The sequence below is a fragment of the Lebetimonas sp. JH292 genome (assembly GCF_000523275.1).
GTDB lineage: Bacteria > Campylobacterota > Campylobacteria > Campylobacterales > Nautiliaceae > Lebetimonas.
Genome location: NZ_ATHQ01000001.1, coordinates 1 through 16,831, shown reverse-complemented (window position 1 = coordinate 16,831; position 16,831 = coordinate 1). Strand labels below are relative to the sequence as shown.

Sequence of the window (16,831 nt, the reverse complement as noted above, 5' to 3'; positions counted from 1 at the left end):
GAGAAATAATGACATTGGATGAATTGATACAAAAAGTTGAGGTTGCAAGGCTTAAAAGAAGCGAGCATTTAATTGTTCAGATTGTAGCCGTTACAAAATATACCCATAATTTAGAACCTCTTCTCAAACTTTATAATGAAGGTCAGAGGGCGTTTGGCGAAAACAGGGTTCAGGATATGGAGAAAAAAGTAAAAGCTTTAGAAGAATACCCAATTGAATGGCATTTTATAGGTAATTTGCAAAAAAACAAGATAAATAAACTACTTTCACTTGACCCTTTTATGATTCAGTCAATTAATTCTTATGAATTAGCCGAAGCAATTGATAAAAGAGCTGAAAAACCTGTTAAGTGCCTGCTTGAAATTAATTCTTCAGGGGAGCCTACAAAACACGGCTTAGAACCTGAAAAAGCAATTGAAACATATTTGAAAATAAAAGAAAATTTGAAAAATATAGAGCTTAAAGGCCTTATGACAATAGGTGCCCACAGCGATGATGAAAAAGAGATTAGAAAAAGTTTTAAACTGACTTATAATATTTTTGAAAAATTAATGCCATACGGGGCAAAAATATGCTCAATGGGTATGAGCAATGATTTCGAAATAGCAATAGAAGAGGGGAGCAATATGATAAGGGTCGGAAGCGCTTTACTAAATAGTTATTTGTAAGGGCTGATATGGATAAGAATGATCTAAAAATTTATTTTAATCAATTATTAAAAAAAGCTTATGATAATTTAATTGAAAAATTAAAAAGTGACAATTACACTAAAAGATTTTTTAATAATAATGATTTTTTACTTTTGATAGAAGAATATGAAAATAATTTAGTAAAAATTTTTGAGTTTTTTGTAAATGAAAAAAATGAAAAAATAAAAAACAGAATAAAAAAAATTGGATCATTTTGGAATGGATTATTACATATATCTTGAAAACATTAATTTTTTGGAACTTTCTTTTTTAAAAAATATTTTTAAAAACATTGATAAGTTTGATTTTTGTGATGTTGAAAAATTTTTTATACAAACAAACAATTTTTTTAATTTACTTAGAAATTATTCAGCACTTAGTTATTTACAAGATTATATTGACAGAGAAAAAATTTTGTTTAGCGATTATATATTAAGTTCATTAAAATCTAGTGATAGAGAACTTTTTAAATATGTAAATTATTTTTTAAACCTTACTGAAAACTTTTTAAATTATTTAACATATAATGATAATAAATTCCAGGAAAAGGTTTATTTGGCAAATATTGAAAACAGAATTGAAACTATTGATAAAAAACATAAAAAAGAAAAAATTTTAAAACTTTTAAATAATTTAAATGAAATAATTGAACAAATAGTTGTTTTAAAAGAGGAAGAAAATTATCTATTATTAATTGAAAAATATAATGAATTTATAAAAAATTCTTTAATGTTTTTATCTTTTTTGATAACAAATCTAACTGCAATGGAAATTAAAAAATTAAAATTAGACCCTCTTACAAAAACTTTAACAAGAGCGAGTTTAGAGGGTTTGATTTTAGGTATTGAAGATGTTTCTATTGTATCACAAAAACCATTTGCAATAGCTTTTATAGATATTGATAATTTTAAAAAAGTAAATGATACTTACGATCATTTAGCGGGAGATGAAGTATTAAAAAATATTGCGTCTACTATTAAAAACAAAATTAGACTTTCAGATTATTTATTTAGATACGGAGGGGAAGAGTTTATAATTGTTTTTTCTGCAATAAAAGATATCAATACTTTAAAAAACAAATTGGAAGAAATTAGAGAAGCTGTAGCTTCTAAAGAAATTAATTTTGAAAATTTTAAAATAAACGTAACAGTTAGTGTTGGAGGTCTTTTTGTAAAATTAAAAAATAGAGTGCCTGTAAAAAATTTAATAGAAAAAGCGGATAAATTAATGTATACGGCAAAAAAAAGTGGAAAAAATAGAGCTATAGTTGATAAATATATTGAAAATTAAGAATGTAAAATAACACTAACCCCTTTTTCAAAATATTTTTTAATTTTTTCAAAATCCTCTGGTTTTAATTTTGATATATTTTCTTCATAATTAAGAAGAGGACTGATGTCCCCTTTTGCAAAATAATCACCAAAAATATTGCTAATTCCGCCGCTGCTTTCCATTGAAGTTATAAAATCGAGTTTTGTGGTGTTTTTTATTTTGTTTAAAAGTTTTTTAGTCGGTTTTGTATTTAATAAAATTTTTTTAATTTCTTTTTCAACTTTTTTAGGCTCAACCCCGGGATTACATACTGCAAGTGCTAAAAATATTCCTTTATCTTTTAATTCCATATTATATGCATATATTTCACTCACCAATTCTTTTTTATATTGAAGTTTTTCTTTTAAAACAGCACTTTTCCCACCGCTTAATATTTCCGAATATGCGCTTAAAATTATCTGGTCTTTATGATTAAATTCAGGTATATGAAAAGCAAGGGCTACAATGTTTACTTTAGTTTGTCTTTTTATTTCAATAAATTTGTCTCCGTCAAGTTCCGGTTCTTTATAATGAAAATTTGGAATTTCTTTTTTATTTTCTATTTTTGAAAAATATTTTTGCGCTTCTTTAAATACGCTTTTAGGTGTAATGTCTCCCACAACAAGTAAAATAGCGTTTTTAGGCTGGTAATATGTTGAATGAAAATCTCTTATATCGTCTATTGTCCAGCTTAATATATCTTCTTTAAAACCGATAGGTGTCCAGTGATACGGATGGTAAAGAAATGCATTGTTAAAAAGTCTAAAATATAAATATCCCACCGGATTATTATCTACTCTCCAGAGTCTTTCTTCATAAACAACTTTTCTTTCTCTTTGAAATTCATCATCATTTAAATTAAGATTACTCATAACTTCACTGAAAAGGAAAAATGTTTTACCAAGATAATTTGAAGATGTTTTAATATAATAATGTGTATAATCAAAACCTGTCGAAGCGTTATCCACGCCTCCTATAGATTTTACAATTTTATCAAATTCGCCTTCTTTTAAATTTTTGCTTGATTTAAAATTCATATGTTCCAACATATGGGCTATACCCGTTTTTCCCAAAACTTCGTTTCTGCTTCCGACTTTATAAAATATATTGCTTGTAATTACATTGCTTCCTTTGTTGCAAGGTATTGCTATAATTTCCAGATTGTTTTTTAATTTATGAGAATAAAATTTTGGAAGCATTTTTATCCTTTAATTTTTTTTGGAATATCTATACCTGTTGCTTCAGAAATATGATTGAACCCGTCTTTTTTCAAAAGTTCAATCAATCCTTTATTTATTTTCCTTACAATTCCAGGGCCTTTGTAAATTATTGCCGTATAAATCTGAAGAAGACTTGCCCCCATTCTTATTCTTTTATAGGCTTCTTCGGCACTGTCTATGCCTCCCACACTGATAATAGGTACTTTTCCAAATATTTCAGAAGCAATTATTCTCAATACTTCAAAACTTCTTTTTGCTAAAGGTTTACCTGAAATTCCACCTCTTTTTATAGGGGAATTTATAATATCGTAATTTATTGTGGTGTTTGTGGCAATTATACCATCAGCCCCGGCTTCTACGCTTATGTTTGCCAGATTTACAATATCAGCATCTTCCATATCCGGAGAAAATTTAATGAGTATCGGTTTTTTAGTAAGCGGTTTTAATTCATTAAAAATATTATTTATAAATTCTTCGTTTAATAGATTCCTGAGATTTGGTGTGTTTGGAGATGAAATATTAATTACAAAAAAATCGACTACATCTTTAAGCTCTTTTACCAAAATTTTATAATCCTCTATCGCTTTATCTTCAGGTGTGGTTTTATTTTTTCCTATATTTGCCGCTATCGGTAAAATAAAAGGATATATCTTGGATAGTCTTTTTTTTATAACTTCAACTCCTTCATTGTTAAATCCAAAAGCGTTTTGAATAGCTTCATATTCTACATGTCTCCATGAACGGGGTTTTTCATTGCCAGGCTGCGGCAGAGGTGTTACAGCACCGATTTCTCCCCATCCGAAACCGAGTGCGGGCCAGGCCGAAACCATAGTTGCATTTTTGTCAAATCCCGCCGCAACACCTACGGGGTTTTTAAATTCCAAATCCCATATTTTTTGATTTAATATAGGGTTATCAATAAAATTTCTTTTTGTTAAAGAATTAAAAAAAAGAGGGCAACGTCTTGCAGTTTTGAAAATTGTCTCAACTGCATTATGTGCAAATTCCGGGTCGGTTTTGTAAATTAGGGGTTTTATAGTTTTAAAAATATCCATTTTCCATTATCCATTTTCATTCCTTATATTTTTTCCCATACGGTTCCGTTTGGGGTATCCTGGATTTGAATATCCAATTTATTTAGTTCATCTCTTATTTTATCGGCAAGGGTAAAATCTCTGTTTTTTCTGGCAGATTTCCTTTTTTGAATTAATTCTTCAATTTTTGTTTTTAAATTTTCATCTATGCCGCTTTGAAAATATTTATAAGCATCGCTTCCGCCGACACCGAGGAGTTTATCAATAAAATCAATATTGCTTATAATTTTTTGTTTTAATGTTTTATCTTTTGGATTTTTATCCAGTTTTTCATTCGAGAGTTTAACAAATTCGTCTATAGCAGCCAGGGCTTTTGAAATATTTAAATCATCTTTCATAGCATCAAGCAATTTGTTTTCAAACTCTTCATCTTTTTGTTTTTTAGCTATTGCGTAAACCCTTTTTTTAAGTCTGTATAATTTATCCAGTCTTTTTTTGCTGGCAATTAAATCCTCTTCAGAGAAATTAAGAGGGGCCCTGTAGTGAGTACCCATCAAATAAAATCTTAAAACTTCCCCGGAATAATGTTTTAGAGCGTCTTTTACAAAGAAGCTGTTTCCAAGGGATTTGCTCATTTTTTCACCGTTAATTGTTACAAAACCGTTGTGCATCCAGTATTTTGCCAAATGTTGATTGTATGCGCACCAGCTTTGCGCTTCTTCGTTTTCATGATGGGGAAAAAACAAATCCGCTCCCCCTCCGTGTAAATCAATCTGATATTCACCATCAGGATAAGCAATATGTTTTTTAATCATAGCGGAGCATTCCAAATGCCACCCGGGTCTTCCTTTACCGAAAGGAGAATCAAAACAGACATCATTTTCTCCTTTGCATGCTTTCCATAGGGCAAAATCTCTTGGGTTTTTTTTGCCTTCGGTTTCTATTCTGTGAATATTTTCTTCACTGTCCTGGCATTTGTTCGAAAGAGAGCAGTATTGGGGGTCTTTTGATGTATCAAAATATATATCCCCGTTTTTCAAAGTATAGGTACATCCGTTTTTTACAAGCTTTTCAATCAAATCAAACATTTCTTCAAGTGTTTCGGTTGCTTTTGGCTCTATATCCGCTCTTAGTATATTAAGCTCATCCATGTCTCTCAAATAAGAATTTATATAATATTCGGTTAATTCTTTTAAACTCTTAGAAGTGTCTTTCATTTTATTTATGATTTTATCATCAATATCCGTAAAATTTTTTACAAAAGTTACTTTGTATCCAAGTGCCATAAGAGTTCTTCTAAGCAAGTCAAAACTGACGGAACTTCTCGCATGTCCTAAGTGAGCGTCATCATATACGGTAGGACCGCACACATAAATTCTGACTTCATTATCTTTAATCGATTTAAATTCAACTTTTTCTTTTAAATGTGAATCATATATTTTCATTTTGCTCCTTTAAATTAACAATAAAATCTTTTTAAAAATTATAGCAGTAATTATACTTGCAATTATGCATAATATCAAATAAAAGAAATAACTTTTTTTCAAAAAACTTAAAAAACAGTTTAAATGAAAATTCTTTTATATATAAATATGACATGATTATTCCCGCTATACTGCTCGAGAGTGCAAGGCCGTAAACTTTAAGTGGAATAATTAAAATAATTGAAAAAATATATTTCCCCCCAAAGCAACTGCTGATATTTTGGCTGCTTTTAAATGTTTATGTATTGCATACATATAGCTTGAAAATAGTTTGCCAATACCATAAGGAATAAGTCCAATTAAATACATAATTAAAACATTTGCCGTCATTATAGTGTCAGTATGGGTAAATGCACCTCTTTCAAACAAGACTTTTATTATTTCTTTTGAATCCATTATTCCCACAACAGTTGCCAATATCAGCGAATAAAGTAAAATCCAAAAAATTTTTTTCATCATCGAAATTGCTTTATCCTCTTTTTTTGAATTTAAAAGTTTTGTTATTTTTGGGAAAAACACAGTTGAAGTTGCAATGACAAACAAAGCAAAAGGAAGCTGAAAAAGTCTGTTTGCATAATATAAATAACTTATACTCCCGGATACCAAAAATGTAGCAAGCCATGTATCTAAAAATGCTGAAATATGTGCGGTGGAATTTCCAAATACAGAAGGTAAAAAATGTCTTTTGAATTCACTTATGTCAATTTTTTCCTCTCTTTTACATCCGATAAGAAGCGCTCTTAAAATTTTTTTCTTTTTGGCCATTATCAAATGAGCTGTTAACTGGGCAAATCCTCCTATTAAAACACCTAAACTTAAATACCAGATAATCTCTTTTTTAGGCAGGTTTTTTGAAATGATTAAAGCCGCTATCAACGAAATATTAAGAAGAGCTGTTGAAAAAGCGGTAACTGCAAAATGATTTTTATATTGAAGTAAACTCGCAAGAAAAGTTACTATAAATATAAAATCCAAATACCAGAAATTAACGGCAATAAGAGGGGAAGCTATTTTTTTTGCCTCATTGCTGAAACCGTATGCTAAAATATTGGTGACAAAATCTCTGAAAATAGTTACAAAAAGGCTTAAAATAAGTATAATTATAAAAAACTTGATAAAAATTATATACGCAAACCGTGCTTTGTTTTTAGTTTTTGCAAATGTCGGCAGAAAACTTTGGCTGAAGGCTCCTTCGGCAAAAATTCTTCTAAAAAGGTTGGGAAATTTGAAAGCGACAAAAAAGATATCGGAATACATATTTGCCCCGAGTATAGAGGCACTCAGCAAATCCCTGATAAATCCGAGAATTCTCGAATTGAAAATACCTAAAAAATTTATAATTATTGCTTTAATCATAAGCGGTATTATATCAAAAAAGGTTTAATGTGGGTCTGTTTGGTTTTTTTAAAAAAGAAAACGAGGAAAAAAAAGAGATACAAGCCCTGCCTCTGGTCGTAAGAACCGAAAATGTTAATGATACTCTTGCCAAAATTTCCTCCAAATACAATATTCCTTTTTCGAATCTTGATTTTGAAATAACTGAAGTTAAAACCTTTATAAAAACAGAAAACGACCATGAGTTTATTGAAGTTGATGAAGATTCAAAAATGTTACTTAAAAACGAAAACTTTTTGAGAAATGAAAAAAACGAGATAAAGCAGGTGTATGAGATTAAAATAATTAAATATGAAGTAAGTGACTTTGAATTAATAGGGAAAATAGAAATAAATGAAAAATTAAAGGGGGCAAAATTTATTCTTTCGCCAAAATCACTTATTGTATACAGTGACATTCTGTTTGAAAAATTTAGAGAAGAACTTAATAAGAAAAAAATAAGGAACTCTTTATTAATAAATTTGTTTGATGAAAAAATGAATGAATCAATAGAAAAAACAGTTGCAAAATTAAGAATAATAGGTTCTTTGGAATGTGAAGAAGAAATATTGTTATGTAAAGGTATAGATGAAATCCCCACTGTTCAGGGAGAAGTGGTTTATCATTATAAAAAAAATGAAACTGCTGTAAAAAAAGAGCTTATTTATCCCGTAAAAGCAGGCGAGATTTTAATAGAGATAAAAAAAACAAAACCGGGTAAAAACGGCAGAAACTGCAGAGGAAAAATAATTTTGGCCGAAAAAGTCAAAGATTTTGAAATTCCAAGTATTGGATACGACCAGAAAACAATAAAAAAAGAGGAAGATAATGAAAAAATAGTTTTTACAGCATTAAAAAACGGATATTTGTATAATGATTCCGGAGTGTTCGTAATAAAAGATGAAATGGAGATAAAACAGATTAATATAAAAACAGGTGATGTTACAGGTGCCAAAGAAAGTGATATTAAAATTGACGTAAAAGAATCCGATGCGCTCAAAGAGGCCATAGGGGATAACACCACGGTTGAAACAACAACATTAATTGTAAGGGGAAATGTCGGAAATTCCGCATTGATTAAATGTAAAGATTTAAAAATAATGGGACAGACTCATCAAAAGAGTAAAATTTATACCCAAAAAGGAGAAATAAATATTCATAAAGGATATGTTGAAGCAGATGAAATAAAAATAACAAGGCTTGAAAACGGAACAGTAAGAGCAAATAAGGCGGTAATTTCTCAGGTAGTGGGAGGGGAAATTTTTGCTAAAAAAGTAGAAATAGAAATTTTAGGTTCCTATTTAAAATGTTACGCACTGGACGAGATTAAAATACATACTTTAAAAGGAAGTGAAAATAAATTAATTATTTCTCCTGCCAAGGTATTGGGTGAAAGCATAGATACAGACAAATTACAAAAAAAACTGGGAGAAATAAAAAGGGATTTAAAAATCAATATAGAAGAATATAATAAAAGATTAAGGGTTTTGAAAGAAAATAAAAGTTCTGTTAATGAATTGAAAAAATTATACTTACAAAATAAAACAAAAGGTATAAAAACTTTACCCGCTATAATAAAAAAATTAAAAGAATTTAATTCTTTTAAACAAAAAACGGTTGAATTAAAAGAAAAAATCGAGGAATTAAAACAGGGAATAAAAGAGATGAAAGAAACAATCGATAAATTACAAAATGCCGTAATATATGCAAAAATTCTCTCTTTAAGCCCATGGACACCTTATAACAGAATAGAATTTGATTTTGTAGAACCCCCGATAAAACTGACATATGATACTAAAGGCAACGAAGGTGTTTGCGGATTTAAACTTAAAGATTTTGGAAATATAAAAAAAATAGTAAAAATAAAAATAAAGGAAAATAATGATAGCGGCTCTTAAGGGTAGAATTTTTGAAAAAGAAGGCGGTAAAATTTTTTTGGAAGTAAACGGGATTGTTTATGAACTGAATGTCAGTATGTTTACTTTTTCAAATGCATCAGACGGAATATATTATATTACTGAAATTATCAAAGAAAACGAATACAGCTTATATGGGTTTTTAGATAAAAATGAAAAAAAACTTTTTGAGCGGCTTATTAAATTAAACGGAGTCGGCCCAAAAGTAGCTCTTGCAATCTGTTCAACCTACACTCCCGAAACTTTTATGGATATAATTTCAACCAAAAATATTGAAGCACTTAAAAAAGTCCCTGGAATAGGTCCTAAGAGTGCTAAAAGAATATTAATGGAAATGAGCGAATTTGAAATAGAAAATGTAAATCCCGTTTTTAATCAGGCTTTAACAGCCCTTGAAAATTTGGGCTTTAATAAAAAAGATATTTTAAAAGCACTTGACGGGGTAGAGGTAGGCAGTGTTGAAGAAATGATTAAAGAAGGACTTAAAAGACTTAGCAAAGGAGTAAAATAAATGACTTTTCTTATTATATTCGGAGGGCAGAGTTTTGAACATGAAATTTCAATTGTAAGTGCGATAACACTGAAAGAGAAAATAAAAAACAATGAGTTAAAATTTGTTTTTATAGATGAGAAGAGAGATTTTTACTTAATAGAAAAAGAAAATATGAAAAGTAAGTTTTTTGCGAGTGGTGAATATAAAAAATCACAAAAATTGGAAATAAAAAAGGGCGGATTTTTTTACAAAAAAGGAATTTTAAAAAAAGAAGAAAAATTAAGTTTTGACGTTGCAATTAATCTTGTGCACGGACGAGACGGTGAAGACGGTAAAATACCGGGAATGCTCGAATTTTTTAATATAAAAGCCATATCTCCGAATATTGAGGCAAGTGCAATAAGTTATAACAAAGTTTTAACTAAAGCTTATGCTAAAGAAATAGGTGTCGAAGTAATTGAATATGAAATAATAAATTCTCCAAAAACAAAATTTAATTTTCCCATAATAGTAAAACCTGCCAGACTTGGCAGCAGCATAGGGGTCGGCATTGCAAAAAATCAGAATGAACTTGATTATGCGTTTGATGTTGCAAGGGAATTTGATGATTTAATTATAGCAGAGCCGTTTGTAGAGGGAATTAATGAATATAATCTTGCCGGTTTTTTGGCAAATGAAGAATTTATATTCTCAAAAATAGAAAAAGTTGAAAAAAAAGAATATCTTGATTTTGAAAAAAAATATTTAGATTTCAGTAGAAAAAATATTATGTTAAGTGATATTGAACAAAACTTAGAAATAATAATAAAAGAAAATTTTACAAAAATTTATAACAAAACATTTAAAAACGCACTGATTAGATGTGATTTTTTTGAAAAAGACGGAATTATTTATCTTAATGAAATAAATCCAATTCCCGGAAGTATGGCTAATTATCTGTTTGACGATTTTGAAAATAAATTGGAAATGCTTGCAAAAAGTGTAACTTTGGAAGAAAAGATTATAATTGATTATCAGTATATTAACAAAATACAAATGGCAAAAGGAAAATAAATGACTTATAAATTTTTAATTTCCGGCAGGGTGCAGGGTGTCTGGTATAGAAAATTTGTAAGTGAAAAAGCAAGAAAGAGAGGATTCAAAGGTTATATTAAAAATATTCCTGACGGAATGGTTGAAACAGTGGCAAATATTGAAAATGAGAAAAGTTTAAAAGAATTTTTAGAAATATTAAAGGAAGGCTCTCCTTATTCCATTGTGGAAAATATTGAATATCAGGAAATACCTGAAATTAAATTTAGTGATTTTGAAATCAGGTATTAAGGAAATCTATGTTTGAATTGATTGTTAATTTTATAACGGCTTATGTTTTGGGATTTTATTTAATTACCACGCTTCAATGGTATAACTATAAAGTTAAAAGAATTATATTTCATTTTCATAAACCTTTTTGGCATTTGATATATTTTGTTGTTCCTGTTGTTACTTATATTGTAGCTTATAAATTTTTTTGGATATATCTTTTTTTCGGTTTAATTCCCGCAGTATTTTTATGGGCCAGAAGAACCAAAGGTTTAAATATTACAAAAAGGGTAAAAAGATTTTTTTTAATTTTAGGGCTGCTTGAAACAATAAATCTGCTTTTTATATATAAACTCAAAATAAATCCGGGTATCGGTATTTTGTGTGTTTTAATATTCAGTATAATGTTTTCTGAATGGATTGAATATATTCTGTTTTTAGCATACAAAAGAAAGGCAAAAGAAAAATTAAATAAAATTAATCCTACCATTATTGCAATAACTGCAAGTTACGGAAAAACTTCAATTAAAAACTTTATTTATCAGTTGTTAAAAGATGATTATAAAACTTATAAAACCCCGAGAAGCGTAAATACGATAAAAGGCATTGTTTTAGATATAAACAGAGATTTACCCGAAGATACACAAATTTACATAGCTGAAGCCGGGGCAAGGGAAAAAGGAGATATAAAAGAGATAGTTAAATTTTTAGAAAACGAATACTCAGTACTTGGAAAAATAGGCCCTCAGCATATAGAATATTTTAAAACATTGGAAAATATTAAAAAAACTAAATTTGAAATTTTTGAAAGTCCGAAATTAAAAAAAGGTTTTTCATACGAGAAAATAGACAATGAAAAAGTAATTGTAATAAAAGATAAAATAAAAAATGTGAAATCATCTCTAAATGGAATAGAGTGGGATGTGGAAATAAACGGAGAACCCCAGCATTTTAAATCAGCAGTTTTAGGGGAATTTAATGCACTAAATGTAACACTTGCCGTCTTTGTTGCGATAGAATTTATAAAAAATATTGAAAAAATAAAATACAAAGTGCTAAAATTGGAAAATGTACCCCACAGACTTCAAAAAATAGAAGTGGGCGGCAAAATAATTATTGATGACAGCTTCAACGGTAATATTGAAGGAATGTTGAGCTCATATGATTTGGTAAAAGAATTTAACGGAAGAAAAATTATTGTAACTCCAGGAATTGTAGAGGGTACGAAAGAGATGAATGAAAAAATTGCAAAAAAAATAAACAGTGTTTTTGATATTGCAATTATTACGGGGGAAGCTAACAGAAAAACGCTTTGTGAAAATTTAACAATAGAAAAAATAATTCTTAAAAATAAAAACAATCTTGAAAAGATATTGTCTGATGTTACAAAAACGGGGGATTTAATTCTTTTTAGCAATGATTTGCCAGAATACTTATAAAAGTTAAAAATTAAAAGTTAAAAATGAAAAGTTAAAGGATTAGAAATGGATTTTTTATTAAATTTGAGTAATCACATCGATTTAAGTATTATCGGTGTTGCAATAGCTGTAATTATTCTCTCTTTTATTCCCAAAATTGATTTAATGGCTGAAAATTTAAGCAAATTTTTTATGATTATATCTATAATTGCTCTTATAACAATGACTCTAATTGTAAGTTATGATGTAATTGCAAGGAAATTGTGGCATGGCGGAAGCATTGCTATGCAGGAGCTTGAATGGCATCTGTTTGATATAACATTTCTTTTTTCCATAGCTTATACTTTAGCTAGGGATAAGCACGTAAGGGTGGACATATTTTATGACAAATTTCCGATAAAAATTAAGGCGATAATTCAAATAATTACAATTATTTTTTTTGTAATTCCCCTATCGACTTTAATAGTGATTGAAGCTATTCCTTTTGTTCAAATGAGTTATTCTATGCATGAACAATCAGCAGACCCGGGTGGGCTTTGCTGCAGATGGATTATTAAATCGGCGATAATATGGGCTTTTTTAGTGGTAATAATACAATGTGTAGCCGAACTTAGAAAAGCATATTATAAATTAAAAGGTGTAAAATGACAGGTATAATTCTTTTTGCGGTGGCATTTGTTTTATTAATGCTCGGTATTCCGGTTGCTTTTGCTTTTGGCGCAAGTGCGATTTTTGTTGCATTTATCGATCCAAACATAGGACTTGACGTTTTTGGGCTTTTGCCTTATAGAATATACGGTGTTATGCAGAATTTTACACTTATGGCCGTTCCTTTGTTTATTCTTATGGGATTTATATTAGAAAAAAGCAAAATTGCCGAAAATATGCTTGAATCAATTGGAAAATTATTTGGACCCGTAAGGGGAGGGCTTGCAATAGCAATTGTTGTAGTCGGTGCAATTTTAGCCGCATCTACGGGAATTGTGGGTGCAAGCGTCGTGATGATGACGGTTATATCACTTCCTGTAATGATTAGACACGGATATTCTCCACGTCTTGCAAGCGGTGTAATTGCGGCAAGCGGTACTCTTGGTCAGATTATTCCTCCAAGCATTGTTTTAATTATTTTGGGAGCGGTTATGCAGATAAGTGTAGGTGATTTATTTAAAGCTGCTGTAATTCCGGGATTAATTATAGTCGGACTTTATATTATATATATTTTAATTTTGGCTTTTATAAAACCTGAAATTGCTCCGGCCATTGAGACAGACGAAAAATATTCAAAAATAATAATTGATGCTTTAAAATCTTTAATTGCACCTTCTATTTTAATTATATTGGTATTGGGAAGTATATTTGCAGGCTTTGCAACACCTACGGAATCAGCGGCAATAGGTGCTCTTGGCTCAATTATTTTAGCAATTGTATATAAAACATTTAATTGGGAACTTTTGAGATATTCAAGCGTTGAAACAGTAAAAACTACCGCCATGGTTTTTATGGTGTTAATCGGTGCAAGGGCATTTTCACTGGTATTTAACGAAAGCGGGGCAGGGGATTTAATTACACAGTTTTTTACCCAGGACATTTCAAATCCGTATATATTTGTTGCAATTACAATGCTGGTTATTTTTATTTTAGGTTTTTTTGTAGATTTTGTCGAAATTACATTTATTGTTATTCCTATTTTAATTCCTATTGTTCAACAGTTTGGAATAGACCCTCTTTGGTTTGCACTGCTTATAGCTGTCAACTTACAAACATCCTTTTTAACACCGCCTTTCGGATTCAGCCTGTTTTATTTAAAAGGAGCGGCTGGGGATAAAATTCAGACCAAAGATTTATACATAGGTGTAATTCCTTTTATTATTTTTCAGGTTATTGCTCTTTTGATACTGATTTTTTATCCGCATTTGGTGCACATAATGGTTAAGTAATGGTATATATAGGAACAAGCGGTTATTTTTACCGCAACTGGCAAGGGGATTTTTACCCTTCCGGGCTTCCAACTTCCAAATGGCTGGAATATTATGTTAAGTTCTTTAATTCGCTTGAACTTAATTCAACCTTTTACAGATTTCCTAAAATTACAACAATAAAAAACTGGAAATATAAAATTAAAAATGATTTTAAACTTTCAATTAAATCCAATAAAATAATAACTCATACTTCAAAATTAAAAAATGCGGATAAATTAAAAGAATTTTTGAATATTGTATCTGTTTTGGGAGATAAATTAGGGGTAATTCTTTTTCAGCTTCCTCCAAGCTTAAAATATAAAAAAGAACTTTTGTTAAATTTTGTAAATGCTTTGGATAAAAATTTAAAATATGCAATAGAATGCAGAAATAAAACCTGGTATAACGATGAAGTATATGAAATTATGAAGAACGCTAATATTTGTTTGGTTTGGCATGATTATAATCAGGAGTTTGTTTTTGAGTATACCGCAGATTTTAATTATGTAAGATTTCACGGATTTAGCGGAAAATATGTAGGCTCTTATCCTGATGATATTTTAAAAAGTATTAAATTAAATCTTTTAGATGAATCTTTTGTTTATTTTAATAACACTGATGATAACAGTGCATTTAAAGATGCACAAAGGTTTATGAAGCTTTAAAAATAATTTTAAGAGAATATACATTATGTTAACTAAATAATAAATTAAATTTTTATTTCTATAAAAGCAAATAAAAAACAAATATTTAATTATTCCAATTCCATTATTATTTAAAAAATACAAAACAAAAATACAAAACTATGTTAATATTATTATAAAGATATTGAAAAATTAGGAAAACTATATGTCTAAATTTGAAAATTTTAAAGAAAAAATCAAATCAGATATAGCAAAAAACCGTGAAAGAATTAAAGAATTAGGTCCTGGCATTATTACAGGAGGTGCTAGTGATGATCCTGCAGGAATTGTAACTTATACGATGGTGGGAGCTACTACCGGATTTTCTCAGCTATGGTTACTTTTATTATCAACTCCTATGATGATTGGTGTTCAAAATACAATTGTAAGAATTGCTCTTGTAACGGGTAAAAGTTTACCTGAACTTACAAATGCGTTTTATAATAAATTTTGATATTTTCTGTTGCTAATATTTTAACAATAGGAGCAGATTTAGAAGCATTAGCTGCTATTTTAGGCATTATTACAGGTAAAAATCAACTTTATTTTCTTATTCCAATAACGGCATTTATTGGATATATTGCAATATATTTAATATTATTGGTATATATTATAAATGCTATTATTGCCCATCCAAACATTAAAGAAGTTCTTTTAAATACTTTTATTCCTCATATTGAAATGAAAACAGCTTGGATTATAGCGGCACGCTGCAGAAGAAAAAGAAGAACATAAAACAGTCGTTCAAGCAAAAAACAATAGATACAATTATTGGGATGATATATTCTAATCTTTTATCGTATGCTTGGTCATAACAATATAGATACAATTCAAAGTATAGCTGAAGCTTTAAAACCGGTAGCCGGGAAATATGCTTTTGCCCTATTTTCTATTGGCGTAATTTTGGAGATATTATTGTTATTTCACCTTTATCAGTAGTTGATGCCCTTTATTATTCACAGGTTTTAGACGATTTTCCTTATAATAATATATAAAAATACGCTTTTTAATAATGTTTTTACTCTATTTACTTTAGTAGCAACAATAATTTTAAATTTAATTATGTTTTATAATTTAATTTAGTTCTAATTTGTTATAATTTTTTAAAAAAGGAAAAAAATGAATGAAAAAGAAATCTTTAATAGAGCTAACAATAAATGTGAATTATGTGAAAGTGATAATAACCTTTCTATATACGTAGTTTTTGAAAGTGATAATAATGACGGATATGTTGTACTTTGCGAAACCTGTAGAAATCAAATAGAATCAGAAAATTATGATGAAAGTCACTTCAATTGTTTAAATACAGCTATGTGGAGTGAAGTTCCTGCTGTAAAAATATTGAGCTACAAAATTTTAAGTGCACTTGGCAGAAGCGATTTAACAGATATGATTTATTTAACAGATGAAGAAATGGCAATTGCAAACAAAAAAGAAGAAAAAATTTTAGATGCAAACGGAAATGAATTAAAAAATGGAGATAATGTAACAGTTATAAAAGATTTGGATGTAAAAGGCGCTGGAAAAACCATAAAAAGAGGAACAGTAATTAAAAATATAAGAATGTGCGATGTTCCAGATCATGTATCATGCAGAGTTGACGGAATCGGTCAGGTATATTTAAAAGCGGAGTTTTTAAGCCCATCAAATTAACTGTGTAAATAAAACCCATATACTAAAGCTTTAAGATATTTTACTAAAAATTCCTAGAAATATATCACAAGTTGCGGATAAATTACAAACCAATTTCTGATTCTGTTACTTTTCCATTTTTTGATAGAATTTAAAGATTCAATTGGATTTATATGAGGGTATCTTTTGCCCCATTTTTCATTGAAATATTCAAGATTTTGAATGGCTAAATCCTCAGTATCAGCTTGATATACTGATTTTAAATCCTTTGCAATTTCTTTTCTGTCTTTGTAAGAGACAAATTTTAAAGAGTTTCT

The 16,831-nt window shown here is 29.0% G+C and carries 18 protein-coding genes and 1 pseudogene; 14 read left to right on the top strand and 5 right to left on the bottom strand.

Annotation, left to right across the window (positions count from 1 at the left end):
* Positions 1-8: 8 nt before the first annotated feature.
* Genes DZ64_RS0100095 through DZ64_RS11265 form a run of 3 tightly spaced genes read left to right on the top strand, consistent with a single transcriptional unit; the run spans position 9 to position 1,979 of the window.
* Positions 9-668 carry a YggS family pyridoxal phosphate-dependent enzyme gene (locus DZ64_RS0100095; RefSeq protein WP_024788959.1) on the top strand — a complete coding sequence of 220 codons (660 nt, stop codon included), beginning with the start codon at positions 9-11 and terminating at the stop codon, positions 666-668.
* Positions 669-676: 8 nt separating this feature from the next.
* The gene (locus DZ64_RS0100090) at positions 677-931 is read left to right on the top strand and encodes a hypothetical protein (protein ID WP_024788958.1); all 255 of its coding nucleotides are present in this window, start codon (positions 677-679) and stop codon (positions 929-931) included.
* Positions 909-1,979: a GGDEF domain-containing protein gene (locus tag DZ64_RS11265; RefSeq protein ID WP_024788957.1), complete on the top strand. Its 1,071-nt coding sequence runs from the start codon at positions 909-911 to the stop codon at positions 1,977-1,979. The genes DZ64_RS0100090 and DZ64_RS11265 overlap by 23 nt, the downstream gene beginning before the upstream one ends.
* Here DZ64_RS11265 and DZ64_RS0100080 read toward each other — a convergent pair.
* The 4 genes from DZ64_RS0100080 to murJ form a co-directional block, all read right to left on the bottom strand.
* Positions 1,976-3,199, bottom strand: a complete 1,224-nt coding sequence (locus DZ64_RS0100080) for a pitrilysin family protein (protein ID WP_024788956.1) — start codon at positions 3,197-3,199, stop codon at positions 1,976-1,978. The genes DZ64_RS11265 and DZ64_RS0100080 overlap by 4 nt on opposite strands.
* Before the next feature lie 2 nt (positions 3,200-3,201).
* Positions 3,202-4,275 carry a quinone-dependent dihydroorotate dehydrogenase gene (locus DZ64_RS0100075; RefSeq protein ID WP_024788955.1) on the bottom strand — a complete coding sequence of 358 codons (1,074 nt, stop codon included), beginning with the start codon at positions 4,273-4,275 and terminating at the stop codon, positions 3,202-3,204.
* A gap of 23 nt (positions 4,276-4,298) precedes the next feature.
* Entirely contained in the window at positions 4,299-5,699 is a 1,401-nt protein-coding gene (gene cysS / locus DZ64_RS0100070; RefSeq protein WP_024788954.1) for a cysteine--tRNA ligase, read from the bottom strand.
* Between the two features lie 210 nt (positions 5,700-5,909).
* On the bottom strand, positions 5,910-7,094 hold the full coding sequence (gene murJ, locus DZ64_RS10275; RefSeq protein ID WP_236618612.1) for a murein biosynthesis integral membrane protein MurJ: 1,185 nt from the start codon (positions 7,092-7,094) through the stop codon (positions 5,910-5,912).
* A gap of 29 nt (positions 7,095-7,123) precedes the next feature.
* Here murJ and DZ64_RS0100060 point away from each other — a divergent pair, with 29 nt between their 5' ends.
* The 11 genes from DZ64_RS0100060 (at position 7,124) to DZ64_RS0100010 (ending at position 16,535) form a co-directional block, all read left to right on the top strand.
* Positions 7,124-9,010, top strand: coding sequence for a flagellar assembly protein A (locus DZ64_RS0100060; protein ID WP_024788953.1), 1,887 nt, complete (start codon positions 7,124-7,126; stop codon positions 9,008-9,010).
* A complete protein-coding gene (gene ruvA / locus DZ64_RS0100055; protein ID WP_024788952.1) occupies positions 8,994-9,539 on the top strand; it encodes a Holliday junction branch migration protein RuvA in 546 nt (181 codons plus the stop codon). Before DZ64_RS0100060 ends, ruvA begins: the two co-directional genes overlap by 17 nt.
* A complete protein-coding gene (locus tag DZ64_RS0100050; protein WP_024788951.1) occupies positions 9,540-10,574 on the top strand; it encodes a D-alanine--D-alanine ligase in 1,035 nt (344 codons plus the stop codon).
* Entirely contained in the window at positions 10,575-10,844 is a 270-nt protein-coding gene (locus DZ64_RS0100045; RefSeq protein WP_024788950.1) for an acylphosphatase, read from the top strand. It abuts the gene before it with no gap.
* An 8-nt stretch (positions 10,845-10,852) separates the two neighbouring features.
* Positions 10,853-12,262 (top strand): UDP-N-acetylmuramoyl-tripeptide--D-alanyl-D-alanine ligase, encoded by a 1,410-nt coding sequence (locus DZ64_RS0100040; protein ID WP_024788949.1) that lies wholly within the window; start codon positions 10,853-10,855, stop codon positions 12,260-12,262.
* A gap of 45 nt (positions 12,263-12,307) precedes the next feature.
* Entirely contained in the window at positions 12,308-12,889 is a 582-nt protein-coding gene (locus DZ64_RS0100035; RefSeq protein ID WP_024788948.1) for a TRAP transporter small permease subunit, read from the top strand.
* Positions 12,886-14,178: a TRAP transporter large permease subunit gene (locus DZ64_RS0100030; protein WP_024788947.1), complete on the top strand. Its 1,293-nt coding sequence runs from the start codon at positions 12,886-12,888 to the stop codon at positions 14,176-14,178. Before DZ64_RS0100035 ends, DZ64_RS0100030 begins: the two co-directional genes overlap by 4 nt.
* A complete protein-coding gene (locus DZ64_RS0100025; protein WP_024788946.1) occupies positions 14,178-14,864 on the top strand; it encodes a DUF72 domain-containing protein in 687 nt (228 codons plus the stop codon). The genes DZ64_RS0100030 and DZ64_RS0100025 overlap by 1 nt, the downstream gene beginning before the upstream one ends.
* 184 nt (positions 14,865-15,048) lie before the next feature.
* Positions 15,049-15,336 carry a divalent metal cation transporter gene (locus DZ64_RS12545; RefSeq protein WP_024788945.1) on the top strand — a complete coding sequence of 96 codons (288 nt, stop codon included), beginning with the start codon at positions 15,049-15,051 and terminating at the stop codon, positions 15,334-15,336.
* Positions 15,333-15,617 (top strand): hypothetical protein, encoded by a 285-nt coding sequence (locus DZ64_RS12540; protein WP_024788944.1) that lies wholly within the window; start codon positions 15,333-15,335, stop codon positions 15,615-15,617. The genes DZ64_RS12545 and DZ64_RS12540 overlap by 4 nt, the downstream gene beginning before the upstream one ends.
* Positions 15,618-16,001: 384 nt before the next feature.
* Positions 16,002-16,535, top strand: coding sequence for an alkylphosphonate utilization protein (locus DZ64_RS0100010; RefSeq protein WP_024788943.1), 534 nt, complete (start codon positions 16,002-16,004; stop codon positions 16,533-16,535).
* Positions 16,536-16,639: 104 nt separating this feature from the next.
* On the opposite strand, the pseudogene DZ64_RS10270 reads toward DZ64_RS0100010, so the two are convergent.
* A pseudogene (locus tag DZ64_RS10270) lies at positions 16,640-16,831 on the bottom strand (transposase); the annotation flags it as partial.

Coding starts and splice junctions, on each gene's coding strand:
- DZ64_RS0100090 (WP_024788958.1), top strand. CDS start 677: ATGGATAAGAATGATCTAAAAATTTATTTTAATCAATTATTAAAAAAA.
- DZ64_RS0100040 (WP_024788949.1), top strand. CDS start 10,853: ATGTTTGAATTGATTGTTAATTTTATAACGGCTTATGTTTTGGGATTT.
- DZ64_RS0100080 (WP_024788956.1), bottom strand. CDS start 3,199: ATGCTTCCAAAATTTTATTCTCATAAATTAAAAAACAATCTGGAAATT.
- murJ (WP_236618612.1), bottom strand. CDS start 7,094: ATGATTAAAGCAATAATTATAAATTTTTTAGGTATTTTCAATTCGAGA.
- DZ64_RS0100095 (WP_024788959.1), top strand. CDS start 9: ATGACATTGGATGAATTGATACAAAAAGTTGAGGTTGCAAGGCTTAAA.
- cysS (WP_024788954.1), bottom strand. CDS start 5,699: ATGAAAATATATGATTCACATTTAAAAGAAAAAGTTGAATTTAAATCG.
- DZ64_RS0100010 (WP_024788943.1), top strand. CDS start 16,002: ATGAATGAAAAAGAAATCTTTAATAGAGCTAACAATAAATGTGAATTA.
- DZ64_RS0100030 (WP_024788947.1), top strand. CDS start 12,886: ATGACAGGTATAATTCTTTTTGCGGTGGCATTTGTTTTATTAATGCTC.
- DZ64_RS0100035 (WP_024788948.1), top strand. CDS start 12,308: ATGGATTTTTTATTAAATTTGAGTAATCACATCGATTTAAGTATTATC.
- ruvA (WP_024788952.1), top strand. CDS start 8,994: ATGATAGCGGCTCTTAAGGGTAGAATTTTTGAAAAAGAAGGCGGTAAA.
- DZ64_RS0100025 (WP_024788946.1), top strand. CDS start 14,178: ATGGTATATATAGGAACAAGCGGTTATTTTTACCGCAACTGGCAAGGG.
- DZ64_RS0100075 (WP_024788955.1), bottom strand. CDS start 4,275: ATGGATATTTTTAAAACTATAAAACCCCTAATTTACAAAACCGACCCG.
- DZ64_RS0100050 (WP_024788951.1), top strand. CDS start 9,540: ATGACTTTTCTTATTATATTCGGAGGGCAGAGTTTTGAACATGAAATT.
- DZ64_RS11265 (WP_024788957.1), top strand. CDS start 909: ATGGATTATTACATATATCTTGAAAACATTAATTTTTTGGAACTTTCT.
- DZ64_RS0100045 (WP_024788950.1), top strand. CDS start 10,575: ATGACTTATAAATTTTTAATTTCCGGCAGGGTGCAGGGTGTCTGGTAT.
- DZ64_RS12545 (WP_024788945.1), top strand. CDS start 15,049: ATGTCTAAATTTGAAAATTTTAAAGAAAAAATCAAATCAGATATAGCA.